Raw genomic sequence first — 18,523 nt, 5'->3', positions numbered from 1 at the left:
GCAGGACCGTGGCCGCGTCACGCTTGGTCGGGTCGCCCCAACCGCCGCCGCCCCAGGTGTTGTAGTAGAGGATGTCGCCGACGGCGAAGCGTTCCGTCGGGCGCGCGATGTGCCAACTTGGCTTGGCCTCGTGCCGAAGCAGATGACCACCTGCGGCAAGCCGCGACTTCTCGGCATAACCAAGCGCGGGAACATCTACCTGCGCATGCTGCTGATCTATGGGGCGCGTGCGGCGCTGCCGAGCCTCGCCAAACAGGCGACGCCCTTGGGCGATTGGCTACGAGGTCTCCTATCGCGGGCGCATCGCAACGTCGTCATCGTCGCGCTGGCGGCAAAGCTCGCCCGTATCGCCTGGGCGACCCTGCGGCGCGGCGTCGGCTTCGAGCGTGGATGGGGACAGGCCGTGGCGGCCTGAAACGAAGGTATCGACTGCGGCGGATTGCGAACGAAAGCCGCTGTTCGACGAGGTTGGCGGAAGGAGGCTGATGGCCGGAAGGGTCGAACACCCTCGTCCCTGGAAGCCTGGTTCAAAAAACGGCGCATCGACGCCGAGCCTTTTATGAGGACCGGGACGCGCGGATCTCCATCATGGCGAGGGCCAACGCGCTACTACGCCGGATACGTTTGTGCACGACCGAACAAAGCCTGACGCAACCGACTTGCCAACGGGGCGGCCATACGTTTTGACAGAAGCTCGCGAAGGGCCGAGGCTTCCAGCATCTGGTCGGCGAGCAGTTCTTCAGCCTCGCGTTCTCGTCCTCCAGAGCCTTCAGGCGTTTCGCGTCGGACACGTCCATGCCGCCATACTTCGCCTTCCAGTTATACAGCGTCGCCTCGGAGATCCCGTGCTTGCGGGCCAGGTCGCCAGCCATCGCACCCGCCTCGTGCTCGCGCAGAACACCGATGATCTGCTCTTCCGCAAATCGCTTCCGCTTCATCTGTCCGTCCTTCAATCGACGGCCGGACTCTAATCTCAAATGGAGGAAAAACACAGTGGCAGGTCACAGCGCGGTGGCGTGCTTCCTCAGTCGCTCCAGCCAGGCGAGCTTGGAGTGCGCCCTTCAAGGCGGCGGGATCAGGCGGCGGTTTCGACAGGGTGCCAGGTGTGTTGATCCTCGAACTGCTGAGGCCTGCAGCAGGCCAGAACGCATGGAGGACCAGATCGATGGTCTGGCCTCTTCCGCACGACTTCCGACCATGTCGATCGGCGACATGCTTCGTTCCAGGGGGGCAGCAACGGTCTCGATTTCCATCCGGTTTTTCATTTCAACCGCATGAACAGCGCATTCCCGGCCGTTCCACTCTCACTCCGCGTCGCGTCGGACGATGGTCCTCGGAGGCAGTCCGGTCCAGCGGCGAACGGCTCTTGTCAGCGAGGATTGTTGTCCGTAGCCGAGTCGCGACGCGACTTCGCTCGCCGTCTGGCCACCGCCGGCGAGACTCGCGACCGCCAGTTCGTGGCGCACCGATCCCAGCAGATGCGAAAACGTGGTGTTCTCCTCGGCCAGGCGTCGCTGGAAAGTGCGCACGCTGAGCCCGCCCGCGGCGGCCAGCCGCTCGATCGTCGGCGTTCCATCGGACAGCATTGCCGCGACCACCAGGCGGGCCGAGCCGCTCAAACTGCCGTCGCCCCGCAGGGGCGTCGAACCCGCCGCGATCCCGGCCAGGCTCGGCGGGGACGAGGCGAGCCGCAACGACCGGTTCGCCACCTCGGCCGGGACAAAGAGTTCGAGCGTTCCGTCGCGCGACGGTTCGACCGTCTCGCCGAGGAAAGGACGCAGATGCGAGAGGCCGTGAACCGGATGCGGCATCAGGGCGACGCGCCCGAAGACCGGAGTCGCGGCGCCCGCGTGCGCGCAAAGCGCCTGTATCAGCGCAGCGACATATTGCTGCACGAAGTGCCTGGTCTCGTCATCCAGACGAAGCCCCCAGGCTTCCCGCATCATGACGCCGCCGTGTACCGGGTGGACGGAGATCACCACGTAGGTCGAGTGAAACGGCAATGCCGCCGCCACGCGATCGATGGCTTCGCGCACGCTGCCGGAGCCGAGAGCAATCCGGCCGATCCTCCCGAGAGCCGGAACGCTCTCTTTGGATACAACCCGATATGAAAGGTCCGGCCCCTCGAGCCTGCTCGCGCGAACGACGAAGGCAATTGCCGGCCGAAGCGGGATTGGCATATCGGGATCATCAAAGGGATAGTAGGAGAGATCGACCTCTCGCAGCAGCGCATCGACGGGCCGCCCCGCAGCCTGCATCCAACTGACGAAAGGCGCGAGTGCTCCCGCGCGGATCAGCGGAATCATAGCCACTCCTTGTCAAGGCCAAAATCGGCAATGACAATGAGAGCACATTATGGCGGGAAAAGCTAAATGGATCGTCCCGGATCGTGTCTATATCTCCGTAGACACGGTCTGCGCTGCAGATTCGCGGGAGGCGACCATTTGTTGAGAGGGGACTATGGTGTGAAAGAATGAAGGTTGAACGCAATTACTATTTGCGTTCCTTTGTTCTCAATTCAACTCCAGGGTACCGAAACAAAAACCTGTCTAGGTTGAAGAGGAATTCGATTGCAGGTGAATGGACGTCCGGAATTCAATTCTGGGTAGAAGAGCAGTTCGGGAGTTCAAATCGAGAGAGGGCCTGTGCCGGAGCTGATGCGGATGAGAAAAATGCTCTCCTTTCTGCTTTCAGGTTCGCCTTCCCTTGTTTGCGTCGAGAAACTGAAGCATTCTTTATGCGGGTGCAACTTTTGGAAAATTCCCGAATCGTATTTCAATGGCTCGGGCTGGTGGTTTGGCGGACTTGAGGACACCTAGGGGGACACATGGCTAAGCGCGGTTTATCGATTGCAGAAGGCGCAGCACTCGCAGTTGTTTTGTGCGCTTCCCCGGCTTTGGCGGCCGAGGGTGGATCGAGCTTCTATCTTCTCGGCTCCAAGACCACCATGGGGGGATACCTGCCGCCCGTCGGTGTCTACGGCGTGGTCCAGAATTACTTCTATACCGGCAGCGCTGACATCGATTTCGAAACGGCCGGCGTCAGCCTGTCCGGCGGCATCGATGCCGATGCCTATGTTGCACTGCCAACGGTTCTGTGGGTTACAGGAGCGGAGGTGTTCGGCGGCAACCTCGCATTCACGTTGACGACGCCGTTAGGCGGCAAGCGGCTGAACGTCGGTGTCCTGACCGGGAACGGCGTGGAGCTGGACGCGGAGCGTGACAACTTCGCCTTTGGCGACCCGGTGCTCGGAGCGACGGTGGGTTGGCACGAGGGCAATTTTCACTACACGATCGGCAGCTTGATCAATGTCCCCATCGGCCAATGGGAACTCGGCAATCCCATCAACATGGGCTTCAACCGCTGGATGGTCGATACGACGGCTGCGGTCACCTACCTCAACCCGCAAACGGGTCTCGAGCTCTCCGGCGCGTTCGGCATCACCTACAATTTCGAGAACCCCGACACCAACTACAAGTCGGGTACGGAACTTCATTTCGAAGCCGCGGTGATGCAGCATTTCTCGCACACATTCAGCCTCGGCGTGAATGGATATGCCTACAAGCAGATCACGGGCGACAGCGGTTCCGGCGCGGTGCTTGGTGACTTCAAGGGCCAGGTCCTCGCCATCGGTCCGGCGCTGGACTACACGTTCCTGCTCGGCAAGACGCCCGTCACCACCAATTTCCGCTACTTCTACGAGTTCAACGTGGAGAACCGGCTCCAGGGTCACGCCGGCTTCCTGAACGTCGTCATCCCGCTGGGTGGGCAGGCGCCTCAGGCGTCGTCACACTGAACCGATCTCAAGCGTGCCACGATCCATCGGGTTCGCTCGGCACGCTTGAGCGTTGCTGTTTCCGGACTGTTCTAGCCCCGCTACCCGAGTGCACTTCTGTGGGCATTCAGCAGCCGCTTCCTCTCCTGATGGATCGGACTGCCGAGGGGCCGATTGAGCGTAGTTTTGGTTCGAGTCCTGAACCCGGGGCAGGGGAACAGCTTCAATTCATCGATAGAGCGAGGCGACCCGCGATTCCAGGGTGAACGGCCAGGGTCTTCCCGATTTTCACTTTCCAGGGAACGAGCCCGAAACGGGCCGACGAGCAGCCGTTGGCCAACGGCAGGCCGATGCACCGGGTGCTCGGCCCCCTATACGTCAGCGGCCGCCTTCGGCGCATGGCCGAGGTCAGCCGCTCGTTCGTCCATCAATATCGGCCACCAGCGCCTTGATGGCATTTCCCACGACCGCTCGTCGCCGTTCCGATCACTTCCTCGGAAAGAGCAACGTCAACGTGGTGCGGACACCCCATTCGGGCGCGCCATCCGGCCTCACCGCGAACCATTTTCCCGCGACCTGGAAGCTCATGGCCTGTTCGCCGACCTTGAACACCTGCGAGCCGCCGACAATGACCGGAACGGTCCATTGGTCCGAGTTCCAATCGTAACTGGATTCGGTGGCCGCCGAGAGCGTCTTGCCACCGCCGAGCGAATAGGACGCGAAAGGCTGGAGATAGGTCACGTTGACACCCGGGCGGCTGTCTTCGCCGCCGACGGACCAGATGTGATTGGCGAGCGCGCCGACGGTCCAGGGTCCGTTCTGGACAAGCGCCACCCCGGTGGGGCCGAGGCCCCACTTGCCGGCGCCGAGAAAATCGTCCGTCGCCGTCGGCAGGAGCATGACCGGTCCCACGCCCCAGATCAAGCCGCCCGGGCCCGGAGCCTTGGGCGAGAAAAACAGGCTTTGCGTGATGTCCCCAAGGCCGAAGGTGTCGCCATTCGGAGGCGGCAGGTAGTCGCGATAGGCGATCGGCACGATGGTGCGTGAAATCAGGTTCCAATCGTCATTGAGCGAGAACGGAATGACGGGCTGGACGTTCGTGGTATGTCCGAAGCCATTTCCAAAGGCGCCGAAATCGAAGTTCATCTGGATCGGCAGGCTGATCAGGCTTGCAATCGGATTGGAGAGTTGCTTCGCCAGTTCGTCCGCGTCTTGGGCAAGGGCGCAACCCGCCTGCGCGACGAGGATGGTCGACGCCGCGAGGGCTATTGTGTAGGTCTTCCTCATCCCCTACTCCTCCATTGATTGGTGCGACCTGCCGAGGCAGGTCAGTCCCCGTTCCGTGTCGTTCCGTCGTTGCTCCGTGCCCGCGACGTCCTTGTCGCAGGCACGGAGGTCGTACTTCCAGGGTTCAGTGCGAACCGTCGCAAACGGGCGACGTGTCCGGCATGATGACATTGTTCATCGCCGCATATTCTTCCCAATGCCGGATGAGCTGGTCCCTGATGTCCGGCCGTTCGGACGCGAGATCTTTCGTCTCGCCGGGATCAGCCTTCAGGTCGTAAAGTTCCCACTCGCCGCTGGCGAACGGCTTGCAGACCGATATCAGCTTCAAGTCGCCCATTCGGACGGCCCGGTTGCCGAAGATCTCCCAACCGACCCAGTCCGAGGGTCCACGCACCGGATCGCCTGTACCGCTTAGAACCGGAACGAGCGACTTGCCCTGCAGCGGCGCCACGGCCTTGCCGTCGGAACCGTCGGGGTAGGACACGCCCGCGACTTCGAGAATGGTCGCCGGAACGTCCATGACATGCGCGAAATCGTCGGAAACACGGGCGCTGCCGCGCACCCCGTTTCCAGCAACGATCAACGGAACGCGGATGCCGCCTTCCGTCGTGAAACCCTTGAACATGCGCAGCGGGCCGGCCCCGACCTGCGCCCAGGCGGGACCATACTGGACGAACGTCCCCTTCTTGCCCCAGTCCTCGAACCGGCTGTTGTCCCATGGTGCGCCCATGGCCATCACATTGCCCTCGGGACCATTGTCGGACATGAAGATGATCAGCGTGTCGTCATAGAGACCGGTGGTTTTCAGGTAGCCGATAAGGCCGCCGATGTTCGAATCCATATGTTCGAGCATGGCCGCGTAGAGTTCCATGCGGCGGGCCGACTCCCGCTTGTCTTCGTCCGACAGGTCGTCCCATGCGGGCACGCTCGGAAGTCGGGGAAAGACGGTCGCGGCCTGATCGATGATGCCGAGCTGTTTCATGCGCTCGATTCGGGCGGCGCGGACGACTTCGTAGCCCTGATCGTATCGACCCTGATACCGGTCGCGCCAATCGTCAGGCAACTGGAACGGATCATGCGGCGCCTGCAGGGCCAGGAATGCGAAGAACGGCTTGCCGTCACCGCGATGCTCTTCGATGTTGTCGATGATGGCGGCGGTATAGTCGACGCTGGAGTGGAAGCCGGGTCGCAGGGTCTTCAGGGGCTCGCCGTTGTAGGTGTAGGGTTGCCGCTCCCCGACCGCTCCCCACATGTCGTCCATGTGGCTGCCTCCGCCGGGTATGAGCGCGAGGTCACGTTGGAAGCCTCGCGCCGCGGGATAGTGCTCGGGCTCCTCTCCCATGTGCCACTTGCCGGCCATGAAGGTGTTGTAGCCTGCCTCCGCCAGCAACTCCGAGACGGGCGCGACACGCTCGTTGAGGTAGCCTTCATAGCCGGGCTTGCCCGCCTGGTTGGGCGCCATGAACTCGGCCATGTTGCCCAGACCGGCATTGTGGCTGTCGGTACCGGAAAGCAGCATCGACCGGGACGGTGAACAGACGGCGCTGGCCGTGAACTGCGAAAAGCGCACGCCGACGGAGGCGAGGGCATCGAGGTTCGGGGTCTGGATTTCGCCGCCGAAACTTCCGATGTCGGCGTAGCCGGCGTCATCGGCCACGATGAGGAGGATGTTGGGGCGATCATCCTGGGCTCGGGCGAACCCGGACGACAGGAGAGCGAGACCGAATGCAGCCAGGCAAAGCGTTGCCCGTCGCATGGGCCCGGCGCTGATCATCGGCGTTCGGTTCGGTCCATGCGTTCGGGTCCCCGGGTTGGTGTTGCAATCATGCTGCATCGTTTCCTCCTTGCGAATGAGCCAGCCCACGTCGCCACGGCGCGGGGGGCACGTTGTGTCTACGCCTTCTAACTGTTTGACGGCGAACGACCTTGATCGGCGTCAAGTCGATGTGACAGTTCTTGTGGCATTGGTGACGAGTGTCGTGTCCGTCGGCGTTCGGCGCCCGCATCCCGGGCGCGGCGGGGGCAAATCCGGTTGACACATGAAATGAATACGCACCACCTTGCCGGATCGCCTTGCCTGCGAATGACAACATCAACGGAACCCGGATGAAGCCACCTTCTTCACGCATGGTTGCACGCCTGCGTTCCATGACGCGGTTGATCGGGTTCGTCGTTCTGGTCCTGAACGCCGGTATCGCGGGGGCCGAGCCTCCAGCCCATGTCGGCTCCGACGCCTGCGCCGAATGTCATCTCGAGGTTACGAAGGCATGGCGAGGTTCCGACCACGCCAACGCCTGGACCCTTCCGGATGACAGGACCGTGCTTGGCGATTTCGACGATGCGGTTTTCGAGCATGGCGGCCTGCTGACGCGCTTCCTGCGCGACGGGCCGAGGTTCCTCATCGAGACGGAAGGACTCGACGGCCAGCGACGCGCCTACGACGTGGTGGGCGTGGCCGGCATCGACCCGTTGCAGCAATATCTGCTCTCGCCGGAACCGGGCCGGACCCAGGTCTATGACATCGCATGGGATGTCGAGCGCCGACGCTGGTATCCGGTGTTCGGCGATCAGGTCGCGCCGCCCGGCGACGGATTTCACTGGACCGGCCCGTACAAGAGCTGGGAAGCACGTTGCGCCGAATGTCACGCGACCGGCTACAAGCGCAACTACAGCCTCCCGACGAACAGCTACGCGCCGACAATGGCGGAGATCGGCGTCGGCTGCGAGGCCTGCCATGGGCCGGGGTCGGCGCATGTCGCGCAGGCGCGCCGCGGCGGAACGGGCGAAACCATGCCTGGTCTGACGGCGAAGGGCCTGACTATCGACCTCGGCCTCTCGCAGCAGTCCGAAGTGATGCAATGCCTCACCTGTCATTCGCGCCGCGAGGCGATGCAGGATGGCAACCCCTTGCCGGGGACGGACTATCATGACGCCTTCTCGATCTCGCTGCTGCGGGAGGGCGTCTATCATCCCGATGGCTCCATCCTGGACGAGGTGTTCGAGGGCGGCTCCTTCCTGCAGTCCAAAATGCATGCTCAGGGGGTACGATGCTCGACCTGCCACGAACCGCATTCGGCGGCTCTCAGGGCGGACGGCAATGCCGTTTGCACGCAGTGCCATTCGCCGGCGGGCAATTCCGAATTCCCATCGCTGACGCTCAAGGTCTACGACGGTCCCGAACACCACTTCCATGCCGGGGACGGCGCAGGGGCGCAATGTGTCTCCTGCCACATGATCGAGCGCACCTACATGGGCATCGATGCGCGCCGCGACCACAGTTTCCGGGTGCCGCGCCCTGATCTTGCTCCAACCGGTTCGCCGAACGCCTGCACGGACTGTCATGACGGCCAAAGCGCGGAGTGGGCGATCGAGGAACTGGCGCGGCGCTTTCCGACGAGTTCGCACCGCGGCCCGCATCACGCCACCACCTTCGCCGCGGCCAGGCTTGCGCCCGAGGGACAGGCAGCAGCCCTTCTCGACATTGCCGAGGGGACGGAGACGTCCGGTATCGTGCGCGCCACGGCGCTCGAACTGATCGGCGTCGTCGCAGACAGGTCGGCCGCGGAACGGGTCGTGCGGTTGTTGTCGGATGCCGACCCGCTTGTCCGCGCCGCGGCGGCTGGCACCTTGCGTCCGCTGCCGGCAGACGAACGCCTCACCAGGCTGCGGCCCTTGCTCTCCGACCCCTTGCGAACGGTGCGCGAGGCCGCGGCGCGCGCCCTGCTGGACGTCGGCACGCAATCCGGCTCAACCCCCGACGCGGCGCTGAGCGCGGCACTGGCGGAGTGGCAGGATGCACTGGCTCTGCGCGCCGACTTCCCCGAGACCCATCTCCAGATCGGCGGTGCGGCGCTGACGATGCGCAATTTCGGGCGTGCGCTCGACGCCTTTCGACAGGCGGTGGCGTTCGACCCGCAACTGGTCGATGCGTGGACGATGATCGTCCGCCTGCAGGCGGCACTGGGCGATGCCGAAGGCTCGAGGCGCTCTCTGGAGGAAGCCCTTGCCGCGAACCCGGGAGCTCCCGCGCTGCTGGCTTTGCAGCGCATGTGAGGACCGCGATGGTCCGCTCTGGCGACATCTGCCAGGCTGATTGACCGCGGAGCCTCTGCCAAGGCGCGCGGCCGGCCGCTGATCGATGAAGGCAGCGCAATCGGGCGGGAACGAGACGTCGATGAAAGCCGTGCCTTCACCGCGGCGTCTTCGAGGCCGGCGAGCATTGCAGCGGCTGAGATGGCCTGGCTCGGCGTCATTGCTCGAAGCCCGGGGGGCTGTCGTGCCATGCTGTCCCGGCAACACCCTGTTCGTAGCCCAGCTGGTAGAGCTTTCGCATATAGGCCAGATCGAACGGCTCGCTCGACTTCACGTCGAACTCCGACGGTATGAATGCCAGATTGTAATTCAGGCCGTCGCGTTTGGCGCCGAGATAGATCCGGTACATGTCTCCTACGCCCTGCGTGCGGATCAGGGTGGAGATCGAACGGCCGGCGATTGGCACCAGCCTCGGCTTGACGGGATCGTAGACCGGATCGAGCGAGGCGTTGCGGATCACATAGACATCCGGTTTCCCCGGGACCTTCAAGTTGCGGGTGACCTTCCGCCAGTCGACGCCGACGGGGTACAGAAAGACCTGGGACGTCGTGCCGCCGTCGACATGCAGTTCGTCGAACGTGCGGCCGTTTGCCTCCACCTTGATGAGCATGGGCGGGAAAGCACCGGGGATCGATGCCGAGGCCATGAGCACATCATGGATCAGGGCCGCGGCGCGCGGATCCTTGCTGTTGGCGATGGCACCGATGTTCCACAGAACCGGGCGTCCAGCGTCCAGGTTCGTCGTGCCGACGAACAGTCGCCGGCCCCGGCGGTGCTCGGCGGCGATTTTTGCAATGACCTCCGCGTTCATGTAGTTCGCAATGAGGCGCCTGAGGCGCGTGGTGTCGGCCACCGACGCCGCCGAGAGGATCTGGTACAATGGTCTTTTGTCGACCAGGTCCTTCGTCGAGTAGATCGTATAGATTTCCGTCAGTTGACGATCGTATTCCGGGCCTAGAAAGGCGAACGGAGCGATGAGCGAGCCCGTGCTGATGCCCGTGACCATCGTGAATTCGGGTCGACGGCCCGAGGCGGTCCAACCGGTGAGCAGGCCAGCGCCATAAGCGCCGTTCTCTCCGCCGCCCGAGAGCGCGAGATAGGCGTGCGGCTTGCCATAAATGCCGCTAAAGCGCTGCTTCAGTTCCTCCGGCGGAGCGTCCACCATCGCATCGAACCAGGCTGGCTTCTCGTCGCCCCAGATCCGGATTGCACCGTGGCTCGCCGAGTCATCCGGCGCGGCGACGGACGGCACGGCCTGTGCCTGCGCAAGATCAGCCTCGCTCAGCGCCATTCGTGCCATGTCGCTCGTACAGCCCGCCGAAATGGAGACCGCTGCGATGATTAGCCCGATCGATACTTTCCGTCCGAGGCGCCGGGTTCTTGCCGTCGCGAGGAGAGGAAAACTAGTCAACGCCCGCGTGATCATGCCGTACCCGCCTTCAGGACCTCGTGCGCGGCCGCACCGTCCGCCGCGTCTCCGCCGATTACCTTGATCGTCGGATATGCAAACTCTATCCCGTTCTCGTCGAATATTTTCTTGATCAGTGGGTATGCCTTCTTGCGGACGATGTATTGTTCGCCCGGCTTGGTGGTCATCTTCAGCTTGATTTGAATGCCATAGTCTTCGAAGTCGCCGACCGCCTGCATCTTGAGCGTCTCGATGATCGATTTCGAAAGCTCGGGATCCTCGGCCAGTTGCTGACCGACTTTCTTGAGAAGCCTGCGCGCCTTTTCGATATCCGTGTCGTAGGTCACGGTGAGCAACATCTTGTCGACGACGTAGTCTCGACTGAGGTTCTGGACCGCGCCGAGGACACCGAAGGGAATGGTGTAGACGGGGCCGCGATGATGACGAAGCCGCACCGAGCGGAGGCTGAAGGACTCCACGGTGCCACGAAAGTTGCCCGAGACGATGTATTCTCCCACGCGGAAAGCATCGTCGAGCAGGTAGAACATGCCGCTGATGACATCCTTGACCACCGTCTGCGCGCCGAATCCGATTGCGACGCCCACCACCCCGGCGCTGGCCACGAGCGGAGCGATCTCCACGCCGACTGTCGCCAGCGACATCAAGACCGCGAGCGTCGCCAGGAAGATCATCGTGACGTTGCGGACGATCGGAAGCAGGGTTCGCAACTTCGCGCGACGTATCGAGAGGGGAGAACCCGGAAGATCATCGATCCGGGCCCGTTCGATGCTCTCGTCGATGATGCTTCGGGTCACGCGCCAGATGACATCGATGACCAGCAGGATCACGAGCACGATCAGGAGCGACCGCATCAGAGCCAGCAAAGGATCGTCGCTGCCAGCGAGATCCCCAAGCCGGACGTTCCATGCGCGGGCGAGCAGGACGATCGCGCCGGCGATCAGCAATGTCCGGATGGCCGTTTCGACGATAACGGCCATTTTCCCCGGAACCCTCGAAGCGCTCTCTTCTGCATCGGTCAGAAAAAGTGAGTAGACGGCGCGCTGCGCGACCAGGATCGCGATGGGAAGCGCGCCGGCAAACGCGATCAACCAGAACAATGGCGTGGCGCCGGCCACCCAGAGGACCCAAAGAAGACAGATGTGCAGAGTGAGGAACCAGGTCGAGAAATGGCTCTTCCTGCCTTCGATGAATGTATCGGCGGATAGGGTGGAAACCCCGACCGGGCGCAGCCAGACCATGAGAATGCCAATCAGCGCCAATCCTAGCCCCAGAGCGTAGGCAAGGAACAACGCGACATTCCCATCGATTTCCGCGAGCCGAACCGCCCGAACGAAGGCACTTCCAAAAGCGAGCCAGCCCGTTGCCATGACCAGATAGAGGAAAAAATGGTTGGCGAGCCGATCGGATACAGGCACCACGCGCAATGCCGGCGGCATCGACGCGCCGGGCACCGATGTCGGCGCCAGAAGAACGATCGCCAGCCCGCGAACGACCATGAAGGTCAGCGAGGCGGTCAGGAGCGTCATGACGATGGCCCGCGGCAGATCCGGCCAGGCAACGAGCAAGAACGGCCCGATGCTGGCCAAGGCAAAGGCACCGGTCGCTCCGGCTTCCCTGGCGACGCTTCGCCCGATCCGCCGCAGGCGCGTTTGCACCGTATGCGACGCGGGAGCCTCGGACGGGTCCGTACTTCGGAAGCGGGCACGCACCAGATATTGAGCAACGACGCCGGCGATGATGAGGACAGCGGCAAACAACAGGAGCCAAGCGAATCCGAAACCGGCGCTGGCGTCGCGGACTCTGGCCATCGAGGCCGACAATTCCTCTGGAATGCGGGGGATCGCCTGTACCAACAGGACCAGATGTTCCCGGATGGCCCCGATCCGATCGGAAAATATCGTCTCCACGCCAACATTCGTCGCCGTAGCCTCTGGCGATGGAGACACATCGATCGCGACGAGCCAGTCACGGACGTCCTTGTCCTGAAGGATTTGAAGGAGTTCCTGAACCTTCGGCGGAACCTCCGCCGAAGGATTCTCCTGCGCGAACGCGCCTCCAACCATGCCCATCGAGCCTGACAGGAACAAAGGAGCAAAGTACAGAGAATTGACGACGCTCATCGTGAGGTCCCGATCCCCGAGAACGCTCCGCACAGTTCAGAAAGTCGTTGGCTCAATCGCCGATCCTTCAACAGGGGATGCCACCCACCGAGCGCCCAGGATCGCGCTGATTCCCGCAAGTGGGCCCCAGCCGCCTCCGGTCGCGATCAATCAATGTAGACGACGACATACCGGCCGCCTGTCGCCTGATAGTATGTCGGCCCGCATCGCCAGTAATTGATGCCGTTGATCGGAGTCACGACGCAGCCGCCCGGCAGGGCGACGACGTAGATGGTGGAACGCCGAACGACGCGGCGCGTGGTGCGGCGCGCTACGCCGGCCGCGCTTCTCGGGGTCGCGGGGCGACCAATGCGGGCATGCGCCTCTCCGACAAACAGGCCGGTCGTCTTGATCCCACCCAGTTCAAGACTTCCGACCACGTCGCCGAGTAAGAGTGCCCCACAAGCGACCGCGATGCCTGCAATCTTGGCCAGTTTCATTGTTGCGCTCCATCCGCGATTTCGCCGATTTCGTCCACCGTCAGGGCGTCCAGCCTCTTCGCGCCGGACGGGGCCTCGAATTTGAAAAGATCGTCGTCGATCTGCGGATCGATGTTCCAGTTCCGCAGTCGAACCGAGTACTGAGGCGCGCCGGTCATCCACTTCGTGGTGATGACGTATTTCATCGGCAGCGGCTGCTCGTCTCCGCGGATCCAGATCTGCCAGTCCACGTCCTTGCCGCGGAAGGCCAGGTGATAGCAGACGACCCCATCGATGACTGCCGAACCCACATGATCACCAGTCACGACTCCTTCATTGAGGGCCTCGTAAGTGTTCGTCAGTAGAAGATCCGCACCAGCCGCCGTGAACCCGGTCTCGACGCGGAATTCCTCGATCGCGACGTCGAGCCTGTCCGAAGCTTCCATCTGGAAGTACGAATTGATGTCCTCGCTAGACAGGCTGATCGTCTGCCCATCATAGAAAAGCTCGGAATCGACCAGAGGCCCGAAGCGCGTGATGTGCAGGCCATCGGGACGGCTCAGCGTTATCGAACCGGTGGAGATCGACTGCAGCTTCTGTCCTTCGCCGGTTATGAATTCGAGATCCGCCTCGTAGTCCATCGACAGACTGGAGAGACCGCCGAGGTAGTCCGACATTCGCTTCAGCACCGCGTCCGCGTCCTCGGACATGACCGGCTGCGCGGAGGCGGGCAATGGAACGAGAAGCGTCAGAAGCCAAACGCCTGGCGCAAAGGCATACATTCGAAGTTTTCGTGGTCGGCTCATCGCCCTCTCCTCAAACACGCGGCCGTTTCGACGGCCGCCGAACTGCAAGTCCAAAGGTTATCGGTCGGCCCAACGACCGGGCCGGGGGATCGATATCCATGGGATCGCGTCGTTCGACCCGTGATAGTGATGCTCCCCCAGCGATCATCGCGCGCGAAGCATCGCCGCGCCTCGCAATCGTCCCCACTTAAGTACTTCAGCATATACCCACCCTCGGGCCGGTTCTTGTCATTTGGCGCCAGCCTGATGCGGCGGGTCGTTTTCGTATCGCCACGGCGAGATCATTCGAACGTGCAGGGCCATTGCGCCGGCCGGAGAATCCCGGGAGGCAGGAGGGTGTCCCCGTTACCGCACGAGATGTCGATCTGCGCTTGATCGAGCCCGCGAGCCCGCGAGAGATCGATGCCTTCGATCCTTGTCAGGAAGAGAAAGGCTCGCCTGAAATCGAGTGCGCCCTCGATGCGCGCACCCCGAAAATTGGCGCGCGCGAGGTTCGCGTAAGAGTAGTTCGTTTCGGTCAGCAGGGCGTCGGCGAACGAAACCCGGGCTAACTCAGCTTTGGTGAAATCGGCGTTCGAGAGGTCCGCGCCTTCGAAAATCGCTCGTTGAAGTTCCGCGCTCTCGAAGGATGCCGCCTGACCGGAGACATGGGAGAAGTTCGCGCGATAGGCTTCCGCCCGATAGAAGTTTGCTCCATCCAGGATCGATCGAGAAAGGAAGGCGCGCGTCAAAGTCGCATCGTTCAAGTCGGCCGCCGTCAAGTTCGATCGGCGCAAGTCCGTCTCGGAGAAGTTGGTGCGGACCAGTTTCGCTCGACTGAGATCAACCCCCGATAGGATGAGATTGCTACGGTCGCAGTCGCTCCAATCGATTCCGGGACGCCCTGATTTCTGACATTCCGCGGCGCTCGCGCCATTCGTGCCAAACATCGACGCAGCAAACGCCGATGCGAGCATGAATACGATAATCTCTCCCTTGTTAAATATCATGAAAATCACCGATTATGGCATTATAGATCAGAATCAGACTTGGAAACCTTCTGTTCGTTTCGAGGCAATTATATAATACATTAAAATTTCAATTCTCGAAGATCCCGCTTTTTTTGAATGTTTATTGATAGACAGATCGTCAAAATCATCGGCGAGAATTTCATCTGTTTCCGTTTTAGATTGTGTAATTGCGTCATTCATTGCAATCACAGGTTCATTCCGCCTTGCAGCTGATCTCCATCTTTAATATTCATGGGAAAATTTCTGCGTAGGAACCTTGATGTACATCAATTCGCTGGCATTCTAAGCGGATCGATACTGGTGACCAGCCGACAGCAGGGAGCAGATCGTGGATCGGAGACGGTGCACGTCCGGGCGTGTATGGATGTGGAAGAGTGTGCGCAGCCGAGACAGCCGTCGTAATCCGCGTCAAGGAGGTCCGTCGGCCGCTGTGCCAAGCTCAGTCGCCGGCGATGGAAACGATGTCGCCGCAACGAACTACCCTTTGTGCGCGGCGGATGTCGCTATGCGCCGAAAGCCCTTGCCCAATGAAAGGGCCGCAGATCCGGCGGAACACGATGGGATGTCCGACGTCCTCCGCGAGGAGCATGCAACCCGAGGCCGCATGTACGGACCGGCTCCACCAACGCCCTACGGCGCGCCGAGTGCTCTCCCCGGGATATGCAGATCCACCGCCAATCCTTAACTCCATGGGAAATCGAACGTGACAAGGGTTCGAAGTTCAGAGGGCCGATCCGTCGACGCGACGGCGCCTGCGATCCATAGTCAAGTGTCCGATGCGATCGCTCGCGAACGCATTGACGCCCCGCCACGGCCATCCGATCCCGTTCTGCCGGCGGCGGAACTGCTGGCGGCTGGCAAAGCGCTTCGAGACAAGGTTCCGCGCCAGGCGCATGCCGATTTCAAGCGCCGCAAGGCGGAGGTTGATCCGATCGCGATCCTCCTTGCCAGCGACGCAGGTCGCCTCGAGCATCTGGTGCCGATCCGCTATGGCAGGATGCTGCAATCGCCCTTCACCTTCTACCGAGGTTCGGCCGCGGTCATGGCTGCCGACCTCGCCGGGACGCCCGCCACGGGGCTGCGCTTCCAGACGTGTGGCGACTGCCATCTGCTGAATTTCGGTGGCTTCGCCACGCCCGAACGCAACATCCTTTTCGACATCAACGATTTCGATGAGACGCTGCCGGCGCCCTGGGAGTGGGATGTGAAACGCCTTGTCGCATCCTTCGTGCTGGCCGCCCGCAGCAATGGCCTGAAGGACTCCGACGGGCGCGCCGCGGCGGTCACCTGCGCCCGGTCCTACCGAGAGCATATGCGCGCCTATGCGGAGATGAGTCCGCTCGAAGTCTGGTACTCGCGGATCGGCGTCGCGGAGGTTCTCGATCTTGCCCCCCGCTCCGAACGAAAGCGTATCGAGGCCCGAATCCTGAAGGCCAGCGCGGGCAGTTCGTCGGAAGCGGTCTATCCGGAACTCGCCGGTCTGGTGGGCGGAAAGATCCGTATCCACGATGCCCCACCGCTCATCTATCACCCTTCTGACGTCGAGCCGGAAGTCCTTCTCGAGATGATGACCGCCGGGCTGAACGCCTACCGCGCCACGCTCGCGGATGATCGGCGCGCGTTATTGGATCGATACCGGCTCGTGGACGGCGCCATGAAGGTCGTGGGGATCGGAAGCGTTGGAACGTTCTGCTACATCACGCTGATGATGTCGGCGAACAATGACCCGCTGTTTCTGCAGTGGAAGGAAGCAAGACGCTCGGTGCTCGAACCTTATTCGGGCAAGAGCGCTTACTCCCACCCCGGCCAGCGGGTCGTCACCGGGCAGCGACTGATGCAGCCGGCCACCGATGTCTTCATGGGCTGGACGTCGGGCGTGAAGGGCCGGATGGGATACGTCCGCCAACTGCGCGACGCCAAGATCAAGCCGCTGGTCGAGACGTTGGATGCCGGCTTGCTCACGCTCTATGGTCAACTTTGCGGATGGGTCCTCGCGCGAGCGCACGCAAAGGCCGGCAATGCCCAACTGATGATCAGCGGATATCTCGGCACCTCGGACAAGTTCGATGAGGCGATGGGCGGGTTCGCGGTGGCCTATGCCGACCAGACCGAACGCGACCATGCAATGCTGAAAGCGGCCGTTCGCGCCGGCACCATTGCCGTGGAGCTGGATTATTGACGCGTGACCCTCCTTGGTTTTCATCGAGTTCGACCCCCAGGCTCCGTCCGGGGGAAAAGAGGCATTTCTGTCTGTTCTCCCGGGGCTTTGCGATGAGGTCCCGACGCATCGCCGCATCGGCTTGCCGTGCATGCACCGCAAACGTTGCACAACCTTGCCGCAACCTCGACGCAGCAAGACACAACCTGAGGGCGTGAATGGACCGTCCTACTTGCGCCTGAACAGGAGCGGGCAGTCGCCGACCATGTCGGCGATGGTGTCGAGCCAGGCTTTGGCCGCCGCGTCGCCGTCCAGATGGGCGTCAAGGAAGGCGAGCGTCAGGTCCTCGACGGCCTTCCGGCGCGCGGGCTCCGGCGAACGTCCCGCCCGCGCGATGCCGCCCAGATAGTGGTCGGCGTCGGTCAGGACGGCGAGATACTTGTCGCCGGCGGGCGCGAAATCGTAGGGCTCCGTCTTCCAGTGCCAGTCCTGCCCCTTGGCGCCGCCGTCGCGCGTGCCGGTCACGTTGAGCAAAGGCCCTTCGAGACCGTCCCACGATCCCTCGCGCAGGCCTTGCTGGTCGCGTCCCTGCGCGCTGAGCAGGATCGCCGCCGCGAAGCGCCGGTCGCGGAACGAGCGCGGACCGTGCCCCGGCAGGTCGATCTCGGCACCGGCGAGGAGTTGCGCGGTGTAGGCGCCGAAGGAATGGCCGGCGATCGCGCCGCGGGTCGAGCCGGCCCGGCATCCGCACGTGGCCGCGAAGACCGCGTCGAGCGCGGCCATGACCTGGTCGACGACGCCGATCCGCTCCAGCCAGCGGGCGGGCGTGTGCAGGATCTCATGCATGCGCGTCCTGATCGCCGGGTCGTCGGCCCAGTCGGTCAGGTCGGCGGCGGGATCGAGGCCGCGTTCCGGTTCGGCCTGCGCCACGGCGCCGATCCAGTCGGAAAAGGTCGGATGGATCACGAGGTAGCCATGCGCGGCCCAGTGGCTCGAAAGCGCGGCATAGTCGCGCCCGCTGGCGCCCAAGCCGTGGCAGAAGATCACGTAGCCCTTCGGGGCGCGGTCGCGCGGCCAGCGGCAGACGAGCGGCAGGACGCTGTCGACGTCGCCCGAAACGGAACGTTCGGCCACGCACGGGGCCGGGCAGGGGCGATGGTGGGCGTCGGTCACGGGGCGAAGCGTGTCGCAGGCCCGGTGATGTCGCGGCCGGCGGCCGTCCGGGACGCATCCCCGCCGCCATCGCCTGCGTGCAGGAAGCAGTTCGCCACCCCGCCGCCCGCGACGGGATAGGCCGGCGGCATCGCGGCCTCGCAGCGCGGCATCGCGTGGCGACAGCGGTTGCGGTAGGGGCAGCCGCTGGCGGAGACACGCGGCGTCTCGGGCGC

General features: G+C 63.0%; 14 protein-coding genes and 2 pseudogenes. 4 read left to right on the top strand and 12 right to left on the bottom strand.

All coding sequences use genetic code 11. From position 1 onward, the window contains the following. On the top strand, window positions 1-415 hold a 415-nt coding region (locus tag EJC49_RS05670), incomplete at its 5' end, for a transposase (RefSeq protein WP_245453283.1). 239 nt (window positions 416-654) lie between these two features. On the opposite strand, the pseudogene EJC49_RS05665 reads toward EJC49_RS05670, so the two are convergent. Next, a pseudogene (locus EJC49_RS05665) lies at window positions 655-938 on the bottom strand (transposase); the annotation flags it as partial. Between the two features lie 366 nt (window positions 939-1,304). Next, window positions 1,305-2,306 (bottom strand): AraC family transcriptional regulator, encoded by a 1,002-nt coding sequence (locus tag EJC49_RS05660; RefSeq protein WP_126698493.1) that lies wholly within the window; start codon window positions 2,304-2,306, stop codon window positions 1,305-1,307. Window positions 2,307-2,827: 521 nt separating this feature from the next. Here EJC49_RS05660 and EJC49_RS05655 point away from each other — a divergent pair. After that, complete coding sequence (locus EJC49_RS05655) at window positions 2,828-3,796, top strand: SphA family protein (protein WP_126698492.1); 969 nt, start codon at window positions 2,828-2,830, stop codon at window positions 3,794-3,796. Between the two features lie 465 nt (window positions 3,797-4,261). On the opposite strand, the gene EJC49_RS05650 is transcribed toward EJC49_RS05655, so the two are convergent. Then, on the bottom strand, window positions 4,262-5,062 hold the full coding sequence (locus EJC49_RS05650; protein WP_126698491.1) for a transporter: 801 nt from the start codon (window positions 5,060-5,062) through the stop codon (window positions 4,262-4,264). A gap of 124 nt (window positions 5,063-5,186) precedes the next feature. Next, window positions 5,187-6,896, bottom strand: a complete 1,710-nt coding sequence (locus tag EJC49_RS05645; RefSeq protein WP_126698490.1) for an arylsulfatase — start codon at window positions 6,894-6,896, stop codon at window positions 5,187-5,189. A gap of 293 nt (window positions 6,897-7,189) precedes the next feature. Between EJC49_RS05645 and EJC49_RS05640 the strand changes: the two genes are divergently transcribed. Then, entirely contained in the window at window positions 7,190-9,115 is a 1,926-nt protein-coding gene (locus tag EJC49_RS05640) for a multiheme c-type cytochrome (protein WP_170314627.1), read from the top strand. 196 nt (window positions 9,116-9,311) lie between these two features. Here the strand turns inward: EJC49_RS05640 and EJC49_RS05635 are convergent, their stop codons facing one another. The 6 genes from EJC49_RS05635 to EJC49_RS26030 all read right to left on the bottom strand — a co-directional run bounded on the left by EJC49_RS05635 (window position 9,312) and on the right by EJC49_RS26030 (window position 15,950). Then, window positions 9,312-10,580, bottom strand: a complete 1,269-nt coding sequence (locus tag EJC49_RS05635) for a patatin-like phospholipase family protein (RefSeq protein WP_245453282.1) — start codon at window positions 10,578-10,580, stop codon at window positions 9,312-9,314. Then, window positions 10,577-12,703: a mechanosensitive ion channel family protein gene (locus tag EJC49_RS05630; RefSeq protein WP_126698488.1), complete on the bottom strand. Its 2,127-nt coding sequence runs from the start codon at window positions 12,701-12,703 to the stop codon at window positions 10,577-10,579. Before EJC49_RS05630 ends, EJC49_RS05635 begins: the two co-directional genes overlap by 4 nt. A 146-nt stretch (window positions 12,704-12,849) precedes the next feature. Then, entirely contained in the window at window positions 12,850-13,182 is a 333-nt protein-coding gene (locus EJC49_RS05625; protein ID WP_126698487.1) for a hypothetical protein, read from the bottom strand. Then, complete coding sequence (locus EJC49_RS05620) at window positions 13,179-14,015, bottom strand: DUF2092 domain-containing protein (protein WP_126698486.1); 837 nt, start codon at window positions 14,013-14,015, stop codon at window positions 13,179-13,181. The genes EJC49_RS05625 and EJC49_RS05620 overlap by 4 nt, the downstream gene beginning before the upstream one ends. A 233-nt stretch (window positions 14,016-14,248) precedes the next feature. After that, window positions 14,249-14,956 carry a pentapeptide repeat-containing protein gene (locus EJC49_RS05615; RefSeq protein ID WP_126698485.1) on the bottom strand — a complete coding sequence of 236 codons (708 nt, stop codon included), beginning with the start codon at window positions 14,954-14,956 and terminating at the stop codon, window positions 14,249-14,251. A 742-nt stretch (window positions 14,957-15,698) separates the two neighbouring features. Beyond that, a complete protein-coding gene (locus EJC49_RS26030) occupies window positions 15,699-15,950 on the bottom strand; it encodes a hypothetical protein (RefSeq protein WP_245453281.1) in 252 nt (83 codons plus the stop codon). 3 nt (window positions 15,951-15,953) lie between these two features. On the opposite strand from EJC49_RS26030, the gene EJC49_RS05610 reads away from it, so the two are divergent. Further along, window positions 15,954-17,156 (top strand): DUF2252 domain-containing protein, encoded by a 1,203-nt coding sequence (locus EJC49_RS05610; RefSeq protein ID WP_245453280.1) that lies wholly within the window; start codon window positions 15,954-15,956, stop codon window positions 17,154-17,156. Between the two features lie 207 nt (window positions 17,157-17,363). Here the strand turns inward: EJC49_RS05610 and EJC49_RS05605 are convergent, their stop codons facing one another. Both EJC49_RS05605 and EJC49_RS25580 read right to left on the bottom strand, forming a co-directional pair. Continuing rightward, window positions 17,364-18,269 (bottom strand): alpha/beta hydrolase family protein, encoded by a 906-nt coding sequence (locus tag EJC49_RS05605; RefSeq protein WP_170314626.1) that lies wholly within the window; start codon window positions 18,267-18,269, stop codon window positions 17,364-17,366. Window positions 18,270-18,304: 35 nt separating this feature from the next. Further along, a pseudogene (locus EJC49_RS25580) lies at window positions 18,305-18,523 on the bottom strand (hypothetical protein); the annotation flags it as partial.

The organism is Aquibium carbonis, assembly GCF_003970795.1.
Classification (GTDB): domain Bacteria; phylum Pseudomonadota; class Alphaproteobacteria; order Rhizobiales; family Rhizobiaceae; genus Aquibium; species Aquibium carbonis.
Note: the sequence above shows the minus strand (reverse complement) of the source record. Positions and strands in the feature narration are given on the sequence as shown.